This is a genomic window from Nitratidesulfovibrio sp. HK-II (genome assembly GCF_003402415.2).
Classification (GTDB): Bacteria; Desulfobacterota; Desulfovibrionia; order Desulfovibrionales; family Desulfovibrionaceae; genus Cupidesulfovibrio.
The window spans coordinates 585276-602979 of the sequence record NZ_AP036014.1 but is presented as its reverse complement, the minus strand read 5'-3'; the positions used below and the strand labels follow the sequence as shown (position 1 = coordinate 602979).

General features: G+C 68.2%; 15 protein-coding genes. 12 read left to right on the top strand and 3 right to left on the bottom strand.

The genetic code is table 11. The annotated features are described in order from the left end of the window. Positions 1 to 9 precede the first annotated feature (9 nt). The 8 genes from nusA (at position 10) to pnp (ending at position 10222) form a co-directional block, all read left to right on the top strand. Positions 10 to 1335, top strand: coding sequence for a transcription termination factor NusA (gene nusA, locus RVX_RS02220; protein ID WP_116306713.1), 1326 nt, complete (start codon positions 10 to 12; stop codon positions 1333 to 1335). Further along, the gene (locus tag RVX_RS02215) at positions 1256 to 1594 is read left to right on the top strand and encodes a YlxR family protein (RefSeq protein WP_420192399.1); all 339 of its coding nucleotides are present in this window, start codon (positions 1256 to 1258) and stop codon (positions 1592 to 1594) included. The genes nusA and RVX_RS02215 overlap by 80 nt, the downstream gene beginning before the upstream one ends. Then, a complete protein-coding gene (infB, locus tag RVX_RS02210; RefSeq protein WP_116306722.1) occupies positions 1591 to 4836 on the top strand; it encodes a translation initiation factor IF-2 in 3246 nt (1081 codons plus the stop codon). The genes RVX_RS02215 and infB overlap by 4 nt, the downstream gene beginning before the upstream one ends. 122 nt (positions 4837 to 4958) lie before the next feature. Continuing rightward, entirely contained in the window at positions 4959 to 5249 is a 291-nt protein-coding gene (locus RVX_RS02205; protein WP_041728900.1) for a DUF503 domain-containing protein, read from the top strand. Between the two features lie 264 nt (positions 5250 to 5513). After that, on the top strand, positions 5514 to 6506 hold the full coding sequence (locus tag RVX_RS02200; RefSeq protein WP_116306723.1) for a DHH family phosphoesterase: 993 nt from the start codon (positions 5514 to 5516) through the stop codon (positions 6504 to 6506). A gap of 5 nt (positions 6507 to 6511) precedes the next feature. Beyond that, positions 6512 to 7438, top strand: coding sequence for a tRNA pseudouridine(55) synthase TruB (gene truB / locus RVX_RS02195; RefSeq protein ID WP_116306724.1), 927 nt, complete (start codon positions 6512 to 6514; stop codon positions 7436 to 7438). Between the two features lie 23 nt (positions 7439 to 7461). Then, the gene (gene rpsO / locus RVX_RS02190) at positions 7462 to 7731 is read left to right on the top strand and encodes a 30S ribosomal protein S15 (RefSeq protein WP_007526356.1); all 270 of its coding nucleotides are present in this window, start codon (positions 7462 to 7464) and stop codon (positions 7729 to 7731) included. A 229-nt stretch (positions 7732 to 7960) separates the two neighbouring features. Further along, positions 7961 to 10222 (top strand): polyribonucleotide nucleotidyltransferase, encoded by a 2262-nt coding sequence (gene pnp / locus RVX_RS02185; RefSeq protein WP_116306725.1) that lies wholly within the window; start codon positions 7961 to 7963, stop codon positions 10220 to 10222. A gap of 118 nt (positions 10223 to 10340) precedes the next feature. Here pnp and RVX_RS02180 read toward each other — a convergent pair whose 3' ends face one another. The 3 genes from RVX_RS02180 to RVX_RS02170 all read right to left on the bottom strand — a co-directional run bounded on the left by RVX_RS02180 (position 10341) and on the right by RVX_RS02170 (position 14267). Beyond that, positions 10341 to 11726, bottom strand: coding sequence for an iron-sulfur cluster carrier protein MrpORP (locus RVX_RS02180; protein ID WP_116306727.1), 1386 nt, complete (start codon positions 11724 to 11726; stop codon positions 10341 to 10343). Positions 11727 to 11728: 2 nt separating this feature from the next. Next, on the bottom strand, positions 11729 to 12127 hold the full coding sequence (locus tag RVX_RS02175) for a NifB/NifX family molybdenum-iron cluster-binding protein (protein ID WP_116306729.1): 399 nt from the start codon (positions 12125 to 12127) through the stop codon (positions 11729 to 11731). Positions 12128 to 12848: 721 nt separating this feature from the next. Next, positions 12849 to 14267 carry a sigma-54 interaction domain-containing protein gene (locus tag RVX_RS02170; RefSeq protein WP_116306731.1) on the bottom strand — a complete coding sequence of 473 codons (1419 nt, stop codon included), beginning with the start codon at positions 14265 to 14267 and terminating at the stop codon, positions 12849 to 12851. Between the two features lie 267 nt (positions 14268 to 14534). Between RVX_RS02170 and RVX_RS02165 the strand changes: the two genes are divergently transcribed. The 4 genes from RVX_RS02165 (at position 14535) to RVX_RS02150 (ending at position 17605) form a co-directional block, all read left to right on the top strand. After that, positions 14535 to 14894, top strand: coding sequence for a DUF5320 domain-containing protein (locus tag RVX_RS02165; protein WP_172596609.1), 360 nt, complete (start codon positions 14535 to 14537; stop codon positions 14892 to 14894). A gap of 79 nt (positions 14895 to 14973) precedes the next feature. Continuing rightward, positions 14974 to 16065 (top strand): P-loop NTPase, encoded by a 1092-nt coding sequence (locus RVX_RS02160; protein WP_116306733.1) that lies wholly within the window; start codon positions 14974 to 14976, stop codon positions 16063 to 16065. Then, positions 16053 to 16979, top strand: a complete 927-nt coding sequence (locus RVX_RS02155) for an ATP-binding protein (RefSeq protein WP_116306736.1) — start codon at positions 16053 to 16055, stop codon at positions 16977 to 16979. Before RVX_RS02160 ends, RVX_RS02155 begins: the two co-directional genes overlap by 13 nt. A gap of 362 nt (positions 16980 to 17341) precedes the next feature. Beyond that, positions 17342 to 17605, top strand: coding sequence for a hypothetical protein (locus tag RVX_RS02150; RefSeq protein ID WP_007526351.1), 264 nt, complete (start codon positions 17342 to 17344; stop codon positions 17603 to 17605). The last annotated feature ends 99 nt before the right edge of the window (positions 17606 to 17704 follow it).

Sequence of the window (17704 nt, the reverse complement as noted above, 5' to 3'; positions counted from 1 at the left end):
GGAGTACCCATGAGCCTGGAACTCAAGAAGGCCATCGACCAGATCAGCAAGGACAAGGGCCTTGACCGCGACATGCTGATCGACACGCTGGAAGAAGCGGTCCGCACTTCCGTCGCCCGCAAGTTCGGCGACGAGATGGACGCCGAAGTCAGCTACAACGACGAGACCGGCGAGATCGACGTCTACCAGTTCAAGATCGTCGTGAAAGAGGTCGAGAACCCCAACAGCGAAATTTCGCTCGAGGACGCGCGCACCCACGACCCCAGCGTACAGCTGGACGACGAAATGGGCTTTCGCGTGAAGATCGAGGACCTTGGCCGCATTGCCGCCCAGTCGGCCAAGCAGGTGATCATCCAGCGCATGCGCGACGCGGAGCAGGAGATCATCTACGAAGAATACAAGGACCGCCGTGGCGAGATCGTCAGCGGCATCATCCAGCGCCGCGACAAGGCCGGGTGGATCATCAACCTTGGCCGCACCGAGGCGCTGCTGCCCAAGGAAGAACAGATCCCGCGCGAGCACTACAAGCGCGGCGACCGGGTGCAGGCCATCCTCATCGACGTGCGCAAGGAAGGACGCGGGCCGCAGGTCATCGTCTCGCGCGCGCACCGCGACTACATGGCCGCCCTGTTCCGCCGCGAAGTGCCCGAGGTGGACGACGGCACCGTGCAGATCATGGGCGTTTCGCGCGACCCCGGCAGCCGCGCCAAGGCCGCCGTCATGTCGCGCGACCGCGACGTGGATCCGGTGGGCGCGTGCGTGGGCATTCGCGGTTCGCGCATCCAGAACATCGTGCAGGAAATGCGCGGCGAGCGCATCGACATCGTGGTCTGGAGCCCGGACATCGCCACCTACGCCCGCAACGCGCTGTCTCCGGCGGTGATCTCGCGCATCGTGGTGGACGAGGAAGAAAACCTGCTCGAAGTCATCGTGCCCGACGACCAGCTCACCAACGCCATCGGCCGCAAGGGCCAGAACGTGAAGCTGGCCGCCAAGCTGCTGGGCTGGAAGATAGATATCTACACCGAAACCCGCTACAACGAGGCCAACGCCATCGGACGCGGGCTCGAGCAGATCGCCAGCGTCGCCGAAATCTCCATCGAACAGTTCATCGCGGCAGGGTTCCAGTCCATCGAGCGCCTGCGTGAAGCCGACGACGAGGAACTTTCCTCGGCGCTGGGCCTTGCGCCGGGCAAGATCGCCGACCTGCGCGCGGCCATCAACTTCCTTGCGCCCCAGGCGCCGGACGAGGCCGATGCGGCCGCCGACCCGGACGGCGACGAGGAGGCGGCCGGGAACGCGGGCGAAGGAACCGAAGCCGAAGCGAAGGAATAGTACGCGGATGGATGACGCCATCCGCGGGAAGCACATACCATTACGCACCTGCGTCATATGCAGGCGCCGCTTTGCAAAGCGCGAGCTTCTGCGGTACGTCCCCCCGACGGACGCCGCCGGGGCGGGGGCAACCCCCGTTCCGGACGAAAGGCAGGTACTGCCTGGACGGGGGTTCTACGTATGCGACAGCCCCGAATGCCGGGAGCGATTCCGGAAGTTCGGAGGCTGGCGGAGGAAGCGCAAGGGGGTTCAGGAATGACCGACGACAAGACCAGGGTGAAGGACCTGTCCACGGAGCTGGGCGTGTCCACCAAAGATCTGCTCCACACGCTGCGCGATCTCGACATCCCGGCCAAGAGCGTGATGACCACGCTCACCGCCGACGAGGTCGCCCGCGTGCGCGAACGCCATCAGGGCCAGACCGCCGAAGCGGGCGTTGACCGCAAGGTGGTGCAGCCCGGCGTCATCGTGCGCCGCCGCCGCCGCGACGGCGAGGAGGGCGAAGCCCCCGTGCGTCGTCGTGCCGAAGAGCGCGAAACCGCAGAGGCAGCCCACGCCGAAGCCGAGGCCCCGGCGTCTCCCGCATCGGGTGACGCCCCCGTCGCAGAGGAACGGCCCACCCGTGCCGCCCGCGCCGAAGCCCCCGCGGCGCCCGAGGCACGTGCCGCCGCGCCTGCCGCGCGTATCATCCGCCGCCCCGACGAAGCCGCGCCCGTGGCCCCGGCGGTCGAAACTCCGGCCGAACCCGTGCAGGCTGCCGCTGAAGCCCCGGCCGAAGCCGCTCCCGCCGCCCAGGCAGCCCCGGTCGCTCCCGTGGCTGCAGACGCTGGCGACAAGCCCGCCGAAGCCAAGGCCGAAAAGGCCGCCGCGCCCACCGCGCGCATCATCCGCCCGGCCCGGCCCGACGCCTCGGCCATGCCCGACGCCACCCCCCAGCCCTCCATCCTGCCCCCCGTGGCGAGCGAAGCCGCCCCGCGCGGTGAAGGCATGGACGGCGACGAGGACGACGCCGACGGCAACCGCCGCAGGAAAAAGAAGCGCACGCCCGACGTGCCCGGGCCGCAGGTCCGCGTCATTTCCCGTCCCGATCCTTCCGCCCCGGCCCCGCGCCCCTACCCGCCGCGTGAAGGCGGTCAGGGTGATCGTCCCGGGTATGGCGGCGACCGGCAGGGCTACGCGCCCCGCCCCGGCGGTCCTGGCGGCCCCGGTGGCGACCGTCCCGGCTACGGCGGCGACCGGCAGGGCTATGCGCCCCGTCCCGGTGGTCCCGGCGGCGACCGGCAGGGCTATGCGCCCCGCCCCGGTGGCCCCGGCGGTGACCGCCCCGCCTATGCAGGCGACCGACAGGGCTATGCTCCCCGCCCCGCCGGCCCCGGCGGACCCGGCGGCGACCGTCCCGGTTACTCGCCCCGCCCCGGCGGTCCCGGCGGTCCTGGCGGCCCCGGCGGCTATCGTCCGGGCGGTCCCGGCGGCCCCCGTCCCGGTGGTCCGGGCGGCCCCGGCGGCTACGGGCCCCGTCCCGGCGGCCCTGGTGGCCCCGGCGCTGGCCAGCCCCCCTCCAGTGACGAAGGGCAGAGCAAGAAGAAGCGCCTGAAAGGCCGCCGCACGGTGGACTTCCAGGCCGGTGCCGACCGCAGCCCGCGTGGCCGCGAGGACGACGATTTCCCGCGCGGCGGCGCCCGCCGCGGCAAGGGGCGCAAGGGCCGCGACATCAAGCCCGCCGCTACCCAGCCGCTGAAGGCCGCCAAGCGCAAGATCAAGGTCGAGGAAGCCATCCGCGTGGCCGACATGGCCCACCAGATGGGCCTGAAGTCCACCGAGATCATCAAGGTGCTGTTCGGCCTCGGCGTCATGGCGACCATCAACCAGTCGCTGGACATCGAAACCGCCACCCTGGTGGCCTCGGAATTCGGCTACGAGGTGGAAAAGGTGGGCTTCTCGGAAGCCGACTACCTGATCCCCAAGGAAGAGGACGCGCCCGAGACCATGCAGCATCGGCCGCCCGTGGTCACCATCATGGGCCACGTCGACCACGGCAAGACCTCGCTGCTTGACGCCATCCGCAAGACCAACGTGACCATGGGCGAAGCGGGCGGCATCACCCAGCACATCGGCGCGTACCACGTGACCACCAAGAAGGGCGAGATCGTGTTCCTCGATACGCCCGGCCACGAGGCGTTCACCGCCATGCGCGCCCGCGGCGCCCAGGTGACCGACATCGTGGTGCTGGTGGTGGCCGCCGACGACGGCGTCATGGAGCAGACCCGCGAAGCGGTGAACCACTCCAAGGCCGCTGGCGTGCCCATCATGGTCGCCGTCAACAAGATGGACAAGGAAGGCGCCAACCCCGAACGCGTGCAGCGTGAACTGGCCGAACTCGGCCTGGTTTCCGAAGCCTGGGGCGGCGACACCGTGTTCAGCCATGTGTCCGCCAAGACCCGCCAGGGCCTTGACGAACTGCTGGAACTGCTGGCCCTGCAGGCCGAAATCCTGGAGTTGAAGGCCAACCCCGACAAGCCCGCGCGCGGCCACATCGTGGAAGCCAAGCTGGACAAGGGCCGTGGCCCCGTGGCCACCGTGCTCATCCAGGAAGGCACCCTGCGCCAGGGCGACACCTTCGTGTGCGGCGTGTTCAGCGGCCGCGTGCGCGCCATGTTCAACGACCAGGGCAAGAAGGTGAAGGAAGCCGGCCCCGCCATGCCGGTGGAAGTGCAGGGCTTCGAGGGCGTGCCCGAAGCGGGCGAGGAATTCGTGTGCGTGACGGACGAAAAGCTCGCCCGCCGCATCGCGGAAACCCGCGCCGTGAAACAGCGTGAAAAGGAACTGGCCCGCGAATCCAAGGTTACCCTGGAAACGTTCCTGTCCCGCCGCGTCGACGACCAGGAAGCCCTGGTGCTCAACCTCGTCGTCAAGTCCGACGTGCAGGGGTCGCTGGAAGCCATCTCCGAGGCGCTGCGCAAACTCAGCACCGAAAAGGTGCGCATCAACATCATCCACGGCGGGGCCGGGGCCATCTCCGAATCCGACATCCTGCTGGCATCGGCCTCCGACGCCATCATCATCGGCTTCAACGTCCGCCCGACCGCCAAGGTCAAGGACATCGCCGAGCAGGAAAACGTGGACATCCGCTTCTACGACATCATCTACAAGCTCGTGGATGAAGTGAAGAGCGCCATGGAAGGCATGCTCGCCCCGGTCCAGCGCGAAGTGTATCTGGGCCAGGTGGAAGTGCGGCAGACCTTCAGCGTGCCCAAGGCGGGCACCATCGCGGGCTGTCACGTCGCGGACGGCAAGATCACCCGCAACGCCGGCGTGCGCCTGCTGCGCGACGGGGTGGTGATCTACACCGGCAAGATCACGTCGCTCAAGCGCTTCAAGGACGACATGAAGGAAGTCATGAAGGGCTATGAATGCGGCGTGGGCCTTGAAAACTTCAACGACATCAAGATCGGCGACATCATCGAAGCCTTCGAGATGGTCGAAGAAGCCGCCACGCTGTAAGCCTAGACAGACAACGATTGCCTCCGGCGGGCAGGGGGCGCAAGCCTCCTGCCCCACCGATTTACCGGCGCGGGCTTTGCCCGCGAGGCTTATCAACGAAGCGCCATGCGGCGCGGCCCCCCATGATAATCGGCGTGCTCACGGTGGAATTCGAGTTGCACGGCAACGATTCCCTGAAAGGGAAGCGGCGCATAGCCAGCAGCCTGAAAACGAAGGTGCGCAACACCTTCAACGTGTCCATCGCCGAGGTGCGCAACCAGGATTCCCTGACCCGGCTGTCGCTGGCCGTGGTTTCGGTGAGCAACAGCGAGCGGCACCTGCAAAGCCGGCTCGACAAGTGCCTGGCCATGATGGAAGCCGTGTGTCCCGAAGAGATGACGTACAGCGATATTGAATTTTTCGCCGCCGAATAGGCGCGACGGGCCCTTCGCCTGCTGGCTGCGTCAAACGTCGCCACCCGGATCGGTCACGTACCAAAGAGTACGTTCCCTCCCGGTTGTCTTGTTTTCCTTGCCAGCAAACGAAAATCCCGCCGCGCTAAAGACAGGTGCCCCCCTTGGAGCAACGTCGCCCCCATTTGAAAAGTTTGGGGGGGAGGGGTCCGGGGAGGGAGACCCTTTTCAAAGGGTTCCCTCCCCGGCACTTCCCCTGAAAACGCTCCCCGCAGGAACCCCACCATGACAGACACCGCAGCCAGCATAGCAGCCATCCTCCGTGCAGAGGACGACATCCTCGTGGCCAGCCACGCCAACCCGGATGGTGACGCCATCGGGTCTGTGGCGGCGCTGGCGCACATGCTGCGCACGCTGGGCAAGCGGTTTCGGCTGTACAACACCAGCGGGGTGCCGCACCAGTACGGCTGGGTGGACATGGGCGGCCCGGTGGCGCGCACCTTGGCGGAGCTTGGCGACTTCACGCCGCGCCTGGCGGTAATCCTGGACTGCGGCGACGCGCACCGCGTGGGCGGCGACCTGCAGACAAAACTGCCGGAGTTGCGCAGCGTGAACATCGACCATCACCTGGGCAATCCCCTGTTCGGCACGGCGGGCAACTGGGTGGAGCCGCACCTGGCGGCAACCTGCCAGATGGCGGGCATTCTCGCGCGCGAACTGGGCGTACCGCTTTCCGGCCCGCTGGGCGAGGCGGTGTACCTTGGCCTGTGCACGGACACCGGCAACTTCTGCTACGGCAGCACCAGCGGAGACGTACTGGAACTGGCGGCCGAGATCGTGCGGCTGGGGCTGAAGCCCGGCCTGTTCCACGACCGGCTGGAAAACAACTGGTCCATCGGCCGCATGCGGCTGTGGGGCGCGCTGATGCAGGGCATAGAGCTGCAGTGCGGCGGCGCGGTGGCGGTGTCGGTGATTACCGACGACATGTTCGCCCTGCACGGGGCGGACAAAGACGACCTGGAAGGATATGCCTCGCAACTGCGCCGCCTTGCCGGGGTGCGGGTTTCGCTGATGGTGCGCGGCGACGGCGCTGGCCGCAGCAAGATCAGCCTGCGGTCCAGCGGCACGGATGACGTGCGCGTGGTGGCGGCGGCCTTTGGCGGCGGCGGGCACCGCAACGCGGCCGGGGCGGAACTGGACATGGAACCGCACGCGGCCGCGCGCGCCGTGCTGGCGGCCATTCCCGCGCAGCTTGCGCCCTGCGGCAAAGAGGCATAAGGTATATGGCTGTCCTGCCAGCGCAGCAGCACGGCCTTCTGGTGCTGAACAAGCCCAAGGGTCCTTCCTCGGCGCAATGCATCGCCAAGGTGAAGCGGCTCGGCCAGAAGAAGATCGGACACGCGGGCACCCTCGACCCCATGGCGAGGGGGGTGCTCCTTGTGCTGTTGGGGCATGCGACCAAGATTTCCGGCCACCTGATGGCCGACGGCGAAAAGGTGTACCTTGCCACCCTTCGCCTTGGAACCACCACCGACACGTGGGACGCGGAAGGCAGCGTGACGGCCACCGCCCCCTGCGACCACGTGACCCCCGACGACATCCGGGGCGTGGTGGAAAGCTGGCTGGGCAGCACCGAGCAAGAGGTGCCGCCCTACTCCGCCGCCAAGCATCAGGGACAGCCCCTCTACAAGCTGTCCCGGGCAGGGCGCGAGACGCCGGTAAAGACGAAGACCGTCGAAATTTCGCGGGCACAGGTCGTATCGTGCGACCTGCCGTTCGCGACCTTCCGGGTAACGTGCAGTTCCGGCACCTACATACGGTCCCTGGCCCACAGCTTGGGGATGCGTTTAGGGTGCGGCGCAATGCTGACGGAACTCACCCGGGAGTACAGTCACCCGTTCGGCCTTGACGAGGCGCACGAGCTTGATGCCGTGCTCGCCGAGCCCGAGCGGTTGCCGGAGCGGGTCATACCCGTGACGCGCGCCCTGCCCCACTGGCCCAAGCTGCGCATAGACGCGGCGCAGGAAGCAGGGGTGCGCAACGGAATGACCGTGCCGTACATTCCCGAGGCCATGGCGGCATTGCCGTTCGCCGAGGGTCTGAAGGCCATCATGCTCGCTCCGGACGACACGCCCGTGGCCCTGGCCGAGACGCGCATCGTGAACGCGCAGCCGGTCTGGACCGTGCTTCGGGGACTGTGGAGTCAATAACATCCACTTTGGAGGATACAGCTGTGGTCATGGACGTCGATCAGAAGAAGAGCATCATTGATGTGCACGCCAAGCATGAAGGCGACACCGGCTCGCCCGAAGTGCAGGTTGCCCTGCTCACCGCCCGCATCGAACAGCTCACCGGGCACTTCAAGACGCACAAGAAGGACTTTCACTCGCGTACCGGCCTGCTGAAGATGGTCGGTCAGCGTCGCAAGCTCCTCAAGTACCTGAAGGCCAAGGACGTTCAGCGCTACCGTGCGCTGATCGAAAAGCTCGGCCTCAGAAAGTAATCCGCCATCGGCAGGGCCCGCCGTCGCGTGACGGCGGGCCCTGCGCGATGCGCATGGGCGCCGAGTCGCCCCCAACACGCAGCGTGAAGGGGGGTCCGGGAAGAGCGCCATGCCGGAAGCCGCAACCGTCGGCTCCGGCCTCTCCATGACGCACCCGACTGAAACGTCATGGACGCGGCATGGCCTTCTCCCCGGAATCCCCTTCGCTGAACCGAAGAGGTACGCAACAATGCAGAGCGTTTTCAACGCTACCCGCGTCTCCGCCATGGTTGGCGGAAAAGAAATCATCCTTGAGACCGGCCGCCTCGCCAACCAGGCGCACGGCGCGGTCTGGGTGCAGTGCGGCGGCACCGTGGTGCTGGTCACCGCGTGCACCCAGCCCATGGAACGCGACATGGGCTTTTTCCCGCTGACCGTGGACTACTCCGAAAAGATGTACGCCGCCGGCCGCATCCCCGGCAGCTTCTTCCGCCGCGAAATCGGCCGCCCCAGCGAACGCGAGACCCTGGTTTCGCGCCTCATCGACCGCCCGGTGCGCCCCCTGTTCACCAAGGGCTTCCGCGATGAAGTGCAGATTCTCGCCAACGTCATTTCCGCCGACCAGGAAAACGACAGCGATGTGCTGGCCCTTACCGGCGCCTCGGCCGCGCTGTCCATCTCGCCCATTCCCTTCGAGGGTCCGGTGGCGGGTGCGCGCATTGGCCGCGTGAACGGCGAATTCGTGCTGAATCCCACCCTGAAGGAAATGGAAGCCAGCGACCTCGCCATCGTCATCGCCGCCTCGCGCGATTCCGTGGTGATGGTGGAAGGCGAGGCCCAGTTCGTGCCCGAGGACGTCATCGTGGCCGCCCTGGAATGGGCCCACAAGGAAATCCAGCCCCTCATCGACGCCCAGCTCAAGCTGGTGGAACTGGTGGGCAAGGCCAAGATGACCGTGACGCCCCCGGTGGAAAACACCGCCCTCAAGGCCCGCGTCGAGGAACTGGCCACCGCCGAACTGGAAGTCGCCCTGCGCATCCCCGAAAAGATGGCCCGCAAGGACGCCCGCAAGGCCGTCAAGGAAAAGGTTCTCGAAGCCCTGCTGGCCGACCCGGCCCTGGCCGAAAACCCCAACCTTGGCCGCGAAGTGGGCGACATGCTGAGCGGGCTGGAAAAGGTGCTGGTGCGCCGCCGCATCCTGAAGGAAGGCACCCGCATCGACGGCCGCGACACCAAGACCGTGCGCCCCATCCTGATCGAAGCGGGCCTGCTGCCCCGCGCCCACGGTTCCGCCCTGTTCGCGCGCGGCGAAACCAAGTCGCTGGTGGTTGCCACCCTTGGCAGCTCCACCGACAGCCAGCGCATGGATTCGCTGGTGGGCGACGTGACCAAGAAGTTCATGCTGCACTACAACTTCCCCGCCTACTCGGTAGGCGAAGTGAAGATGTCGCGCGTGTCCCGCCGCGAAATCGGCCACGGCGCGCTTGCCGAAAAGGCTCTGAAGCCGGTGCTGCCCGTTGACGATTCCTTCCCCTTCACCCTGCGCGTGGTGGCGGAAACCATGGAATCCAACGGTTCCTCGTCCATGGCCGCCGTGTGCGGCGGCAGCCTTTCGCTGATGGACGCGGGCGTGCCCGTCACCGCCCCGGTGGCCGGCGTGGCCATGGGCCTGATCAAGGAAGAGGGCGAGTACCTGGTGCTCACCGACATCCTTGGCGATGAAGACGCCCTCGGCGACATGGACTTCAAGATCGCGGGCACCGCCGAAGGCATCACCGCCGTCCAGATGGACATCAAGATCACCGGCCTGCCCACCGACGTCATGGCCCGCGCCATGGCCCAGGCCCGCGAAGCGCGCCTGCACATCCTGGCCGAAATGGCCAAGGTGCTGGAAGCCCCGCGTACCGAACTTTCCAAGTACGCGCCGCAGCATGCCGAGGTGTTCGTCAACCCCGACGTCATCCGCGTCATCATCGGCCCCGGCGGCAAGAACATCAAGGCCATCACCGCCGCCACCGGCGCGTCCATCGACATCGAGGACAGCGGCAAGGTCTCCATCTTCGCGCCCACCTTCGAGGCCATGGAAATGGCCCGCGAAATGGTGCAGTACTACGACCAGCGCGCGGACCTGGGCAAGAACTACGTGGGCAAGGTGCGCAAGGTGCTGGAAATCGGCGCCATCGTCGAAATCCTGCCCAACCTCGAAGCCCTGGTGCACATCTCGCAACTGGACACCAACCGCGTGGAACAGGCGGGCGACGTGGCGCGCCTTGGCGAAGACATGACCGTGAAGGTCATCGAGATCAATGGCGACCGCATCCGCGCCAGCCGCAAGGCCGTGCTGCTGGAAGAACAGGGCATCGAATGGAACCCCGAAGACACCGCCCGCCCCTCCGGCCCGCCGCGTGATCGGGGTGATCGCGGTGGCCGTGGTGACCGGGGCGGCGACCGCCGTGGCGGCGATCGCGGTGGCCGTGGCGGCGACCGTGGCCGTGGCGGCGACCGCCGCTAGGCGCACGCCGCAACACAGCGCACTAGTAACGGGCGCGGGGATTTCCCCGCGCCCGTTTTTCATTGCCGCGCCGCGCGGCCCCGGCGGGGGGAACGCCCGCACGCCCGGCGGTTTGGCATCAATGGTCGCAGGTATTCGCCCCAAGCTCCAACCTGTTGCCGAACCATGCCGCCACGAGGTCTGCCGGTTCCGCGGCGGAAGCGCCCACCAGCACCTGCACGCCCCGCTCCTCCAGCAGTTGGCGCGCCCGTGCTCCCATACCCCCGGCGATGACCAGCCGGGTTCCCGTGTCCGCGATCCATGCGGGCAGCACGCCCGGCTCGTGCGGCGGCGGCGTCAGCAGTTCCTGCCCCATCACGGTGCCGTTGCCGGGGTCCACGGTCAGCACGGCAAACTGCTCGCAATGGCCGAAATGCTGGCACAGCCTGCCCGCCGCCAGCGGTATGGCGATCTTCATGTCTGATGCTCCTTGCGGCGCTGGGCCGCCGTTGTCCTTGGCGGGGATTTCCGATGCGGAACGGTCTGGCGTTGCCGAATCGCCAGACGGGCATACCGCCCCGGCGGCCTGCACCACCGGCAAAAAGGCCCGCAGCACCGGGTGTGCCGGTTCCTGCCCGGCGGGCAAGTCCGTCTCCAGCAGGCTGCGCCCGGCATCCCCGGCGCTGGTAAGATCGGGGTGCAGGGGAATGCTGCCCAGAAACGGCACGCCGGTCTCTTCGGCCAGTTGTTGGCCGCCCCCGGCGGGGAACAGCGGGGTCAGTTCGCCGCATTTGGGGCACACGTAGCCGCCCATGTTCTCGACGATGCCCAGAATGGGGTTGCCCAACTGGCGGCAAAACCCCACGGACCGCCGCACGTCGTCCACCGCCACGCCCTGGGGAGTGGTGACGATGACCGCGTGTGCGTCCGGCCCCAGCAGTTGCAGCACCGAAAGCGGTTCGTCCCCGGTGCCGGGAGGGCAGTCCACCACCAGCACGTCCAGGTCGCCCCAGCGCACATCCACCAGGAACTGGCGCACCATGCCCATCTTCACCGGGCCGCGCCAGATGACCGGCACTTCCGGGTCGGGCAGAAAGAACCCCAGCGACATCACCCGCAGGTTCGGTCCACCGCTCACCGGCGCCATCCAGCCTTCTCCCGCCACGGGCCGGGCCCTGCCAAGACCCAGCATGCGCGGCACGCTGGGCCCGTGCACGTCCACGTCCAGCAGGCCCACCTTGCGCCCGGTGCGGGCAAGCCCCACGGCCAGGTTCACGGCCACGGTGCTTTTGCCCACGCCGCCCTTGCCGCTCAACACCACCAGCTTCGCGCCCACTCGCCCGGCCATGCACACGGGCGTCTCCGTACCGTCGCCCGGCCCGGCGACATCATGCCCGGCATGATCACCATGCCCGCCGCAGCCCGCTCCGGTGCAGCCCCCGGTGACCTCCACGTGCTGTTCGCCGCCGCAACCGGCCCCGCCGCAACCGCAGCGGGGCTCCTGTTCGTGCGTGTCCGTCCCCATGGCTACCAGTGCCCTTCCCGGTCCGGCTCCGCCGCCGGGGCCAGATTGCCGTCCGTCAGGGCCTTCAGGGCCTGACGCGCGGTGGCGTGCGTTGAAAGATAGATGGCGATGCCGCCCCGGCGCAGCGCGCTGAAGGCCTTGGGTCCCACGTGGCCGGTGATCACGGCTTCGGCCCCGGCGTCGGCGGCGGCCTGCGCGGCCTGGATGCCCGCGCCCTGGGCCAGCGACATGTTGGAGGCCGCATCCAGCCTGCGCACCGCCCCCGTGGCCGTATCGCACAACAGATAGCCCTGCGCGCGCCCGAAGCGCGGGTCCAGACGGGCATCGAGAAGCGCGTCGCCCCCTGCCGAGCTGGGCGGGGCGCCCGGCACGGCATCCTGCACGGTGATGAGAACCTGCATGAAATCAGTCTCCTGTGTTGCGACGCCGCCGCCGAATGCAGGCGGTGTCCGTTGTGTTGCATGGGCCGCCGCGCCGTGCACCGACGCCTCTTGCCCGGTGCGGGCGGCATCCGGGCATGGCAAGTGCGTCCGGCCTGCCCCTGGCAAGGGCGGACAGCACGTCCGCCTCGCTGCCCGAAAGCCACGGCAGGACGGCGATCCCGGCCATCTCAACGGCGCTCCGCCAACATGGGCGAATGCCCCCGCACACCAACAGGGAAACCCCATGGCGCGACAGAACGTCGATGAGCGGCGTGGGACCGCCATCCGGCACGGAGAGGACGGTCCGTTCCATCGGAACGCCGCCGGTCATGCGCACGCAACGCAGTTCGGCGGCCGTCTCCAGCAGCGTGGCAAGGCGATCCTCGTAGCAGGCAAGGCAGACATGGGCATTCATGGTGTCCCCACGGCGCGGCGGCCGTGCCCCCATCAAGCATGCATGATGCCATTCGGAAACATGATGCAATCACAGTGTGTTGTATGAAAGCTCTCCCTCGACGCACCCGGTAAACCCCACAATATGGACGCAAAACACGCCTGCAATGAAAAACGGGCGCATTTCGCGCCCGTCTTTGGCCCGGCGGTGGCGGCGCGGCAGACCGCATCCACCCGCAACCCCCCGGAATCATCTATCAACAATCTGCAAGGCATCCTGTTCCTGCTCTTCTGGCGGGCTGCTGCCTCAATCCGCCCCGCTGCCCTTCAGGATGCGACGCAAGGTGTCCTTGGAGATATCCAGTTCGCGGCAGGCGGCCATCACCCGTCCGCCATGCCGCCGCAGGGCCTCGCGCGCTGCGTCCAGCTTGGCGGCGGCCATGGTGCGCGGACTGCCGGACACGGCCTGGGCTGGCGCGGGCTGTGCGCCCCACCACGGCGTCTTGGGTTGCGCTCCGGCGGAGCCGGATTCCCCGGTTTGGCCCGCCTGGCCGGAGGGCCGCAACGTCTGCGCGCCCAACAGGTATTCCGGCAGATGTTCCAGCTGGATGAACCCGCGCTGGCACAGGATGAACGCGTACTCGACGATGTTCTCCATCTCGCGCACGTTGCCGGGAAAGGGGTAGCGCAGCAGCAGGTGCAGCACGTCCTCGGACACGCCCTCGATCTCCTTGCCGTGCAGCAGGTTGCGTTGCGCCACGAAGTGATCGAGCAGCAGGGGAATGTCCTCTGGCCGCTCGCGCAGGGGGGGCAGGCGCAGCATGACCACGTTGAGCCGGTAGTACAGGTCGCTGCGGAAGCCCCCCTCGCCCGCCAGGCGTTCCAGGTCGCGGTTGGTGGCGGCGATGACCCGCGCGGGCGCGGCCTGGGGCCGTACCCCGCCCAGCGGCTCGTACACCTTCTCCTGCAGCACCCGCAGCAGTTTCACCTGCAATGGCAACGGCATGTCGCCGATTTCGTCGAGAAAGATGGTGCCGTCGTCCGCCAGGGCGAAGCGGCCCGGCTTGTCGCGCCGCGCGTCGGTAAACGCCCCGGCCTTGTAGCCGAACAGTTCCGATTCCAGCAGGTGCTCCGGCAGGGCCCCGCAGTTCACCCCCACGAAGGGCCTGCCCCGCCGTGGGCTCAGGTTGTGGATGGCCCGCGCGAACAGTTCCTTGCCGGTGCCCGATTCGCCCAGCACCAGCACAGGCGCGTCGCTGGCCGCCACCTGCGGCAGGATGCCCAGCAGGCGGATCATGGCCGCGCTGCGGGTGACGATGTCCTCCACCGTGTGCTGCCCGTCCAGTTGCTTGCGCATCAGATGCAGGGCGGACAGGTCGCGAAAGGTCTCCACCCCCCCCATCAGCCTGCCGCGCCGGTCGCGCAGGGGCGCGCCGCTGATGCTCACGGGCACCTTGCGGCCGTCAGGGCGCAGGATGAACACCGACCGGTTGCCCAGCGGCATGTCCTGCTCGATGCACGCCCGCAGCACGCAGGCCCCGTCGCAAATGCTGGAATGGAACACGTCGCGGCAGCGCCTGCCCAGGGCCTCGTGCGCGGGCACCCCGGTGATCTCGGCCGCAGCCCGGTTGAACGAGGTGATGCGCCAGTCGAGGTCCACGGTGAACACACCGTCGGCCACGCTTTCCATGATGGTTTCGCAGGATATGTCACGCGGCAGGGCCATGGTCCCTTCCTTCTCCCGCCAGACGGCGTCGGGGTGAGCAGCGTCGGTGAGCAGCCTCAAGGTGGACGATACCGCGCAATCCGGCATCGCCATGTATGCAAGCACTCACGTATCACGCGGGCGCATTTCGCGCCCGTTTTTTCTCCACTCTTTTCCGCGACTGTCTAATCGCCCGGCATCATTGGCTGGAACTGGCTGGAACGGTTCGTGCTCACCGGCTGGCGTGGCTCGCATGGCCACTGTTTCACCTGCAACCAGGAGGCGCATATGCCTGGCATGAACGGAACAGGCCCCATGGGGCGCGGCCCCGGCACCGGACGCGGCATGGGCCGCTGCGGCGCGGCGAGGGCGCGGCACGGACAGGAAGGCCCGCCAACGGTTGATGCCGCCAACGCCGAAGCTTCCGCCCTGGACGAACTGGCCGCCAACCTCGGCAACGTGCTGGACACGGCGCGGGACGTCATTGACGCCCTGCGACCGGGCGCTGGGCCGGGCTCCGGCAGGGGCTTCGGCAAGGGGCCCGGTCAGGGACGCGGCCTGGGGCGGGGCCAGGGGCGCGGCGCCGGATTCGGGCGCGGGCGCGGACGCGGCCCCGCCATTCCACCCGCCACCGGCGACGTCCAGTAACGGCCCGGAATCGAACAGGCCGCCCGGGAAACGCCGTCCCCGGCGGCCTGCATGTCTGCGAAACGGCGATGGAGGCCGCATGAAACTGGCCATTGCCAGCGGCAAGGGGGGCACGGGCAAAACCACCGTGGCCGTGAACCTTGCCGCCCTGCTTGCCGCGCGCGGGCACTGCGTGTCGCTTGCCGACTGCGACGTGGAGGAGCCCAACGCGCATCTTTTCCTGCCCGTGGAATGGAAAACGCGGGAAAACTGCACCCTGCCCGTGCCCAAGGTGAACGACACCCTGTGCCTTGGCGCAGCATGCCGCCGCTGCGTGGATGCCTGCCGTTTCAAGGCGCTGGCGTTCATGGGCGATGCGGTGCTGGACTTCCCGGACCTGTGCCACGGCTGCGGGCTGTGCGCCCTGGTCTGCCCCACGGGCGCCATGACCTATGCAACACGCCTGGTGGGTGAAGTGCGCGGCGGCATCGCCCGCATCCGCCCGGCCATGGGCGATGGCAAGAACGCGGAAAGCCCCGCTGGCGCGCAACCTGGCGGGAGCATGCCCACCCTGCGCTTTCGGGACGGGGTGTTGCGCATCGGCGAGGCCATGGCCACGCCGCTGATCAAGGCGGTAAAGGATGCGCCGCTCCCGGCCGCGCCCTGCGCGACGGGCCGGGCAACACCGCAACCATGCGCCATCGACATCCGAGACTGCCCGCCCGGTGTCGCCTGCGCCGCCATCAACGCCGTGCACGACGCCGACTTCATGCTGCTGGTGGCCGAACCCTCGCCGTTCGGGCTGCACGACCTGCGTCTGGCCGTGGCGCTCGCGCGGCACCTGGGCCTGCCGCACGCCGTTGCGCTGAACAGGGATGGGATGGGGGCCGGGATGGGCCAGCCCGGCACGGGGCAGGCCCAGGCCGACCCCGTGCGCGACTGGACCACCCGCGAAGGCGTTCCCCTGCTGGGAGTCATCCCTTTCAGCCGCGCTGCGGCGGAATGCGGGGCCTCCGGCAGCCTGGTGCATGACGCCGCCCCCGAGGTCCGTGCCGCCTATACCCGGCTGGCCGACGCCATTGAGGGCATGGCCCGTGAAAAAGAGGAGTCACGCCGCCCGCGGGGACGCACGGAACCTGCCGGAAACACCACGGCCACCAACGGCGCCAAGGAGCGTACATGCGACAGATAGTGGTCCTCAGCGGAAAAGGGGGGACGGGCAAGACCAGCGTCACGGCGGCACTGGCGGCCGTGGCGGCCGCACACGCCCACCCTGTCCCGGCCGGGCGGGACGACGCAGCGCCCCCGCCCGCCCTGGTGCTTGCAGACTGCGACGTGGACGCCTCCGACCTGCATCTGCTGCTGTCGCCCGTGGTGCGTGAACGGCACGACTTCCACAGCGGGGTGGTGGCCCGCATCGACCCGGCCCGCTGCACGCGCTGCGGCGTCTGCACCACGGCTTGCCGCTATGGTGCGCTGCACGCGCCGCCGTGCGTCGCGCGCGAAATGTGCGAAGGTTGCGGCGCGTGCGCCCACGTCTGCCCGGAGGGGGCCGTGGTGCTGGACGAACGGCACTGCGGCGAATGGTACGTTTCCGACACCCGCCTCGGCCCCATGGTGCATGCGGCCCTCGGCATCGGCGAGGAAAATTCCGGCAAGCTCGTGAGCATGGTGCGCACCCGGGCTCGCGAAATCGCGGAGGCACGTGGGGCGGACACCGTGCTCATCGACGGTTCGCCGGGGGTGGGCTGCCCGGTCATCGCCTCGCTGGCCGGGGCGGACACGGCGCTGCTGGTGACGGAGCCCACGGTCTCCGCCCTGCACGACCTGGAGCGGGTGCATGCCCTTACCCGGCATTTCGGCGTCCGCGCCGCCGTGCTGCTGAACAAGGCGGACATCCACCCGGGCATGGCACGCCACATCGAGGCATTCTGCCACGACCATGCGTTGCCCCTGCTCGGCAGCCTGCCCCACTCGCCCGTGTTCATGGCCGCGCAGTTCGCCGGGCTCTCTGTGCCGGAATTCGCGCCGCATGCCGAAGGCACGCTGTTCGAGGGCATCTGGCGCGCGCTGTTCACCCTGGCGGACGCCACCCCCGTTGCCTGATGGGGTTCGCATCACCCGAATGCACGGCCAATCGGTGAGCCATCGCGCACGCCGTGTGCGAAATGGCACGAGACGGAAAACCAACGGCGGGCGCGGCCGGATTTGATCCCGCGCGAATCCCCCCGGCATGACATGAAAACCTGCGGTTCCGGCACGGGGCCGCAGGTTTCTCCTCCCCTTCACCTATCCCGCGATTGACAGAAAACGCACGGCGGCGCTATATTTCCACTCTCTGTTTTTCTAAAGATATTCGCGACCTGCGCACAGGACGACGAGCCCATGGCACAGCCCGCTCCAAGCGGCCGCCATGACAGCCCACCGCCCGGGGGAATGCAGCGGGGACCGGCACAGCGAGGTTCGTGATGCATGACGATGTCGAACATTTGCTGAAACGGCACCAGGCCGCCATGGAACGCCACGAGCGCGCCATGCTCGAGGCCGAACGCAAACGCCGCCACGACGAGGAACGCCTGGACCAGGCCTACGCGGCCCTGCGCCAGCGCCTTGCCGCACAGCCGGACCCCGACGCCGGGGACGTGGTGTTGCCGCCCCCGCCCGGCATGGCCGGGCCCTCGCAGGGCACCCTTGGCGGCCTGCTGGGCAGCCTGCGCGCGCTGCTGTTCTGATTCCGCGCCCGCCGCAAACGAAACGTCACCACCGGAATGCCCGATGGTGACGTTCTGCATTTGTCCCATGAAACTGCGGAAAGGGGAGTGCGCCTGCCC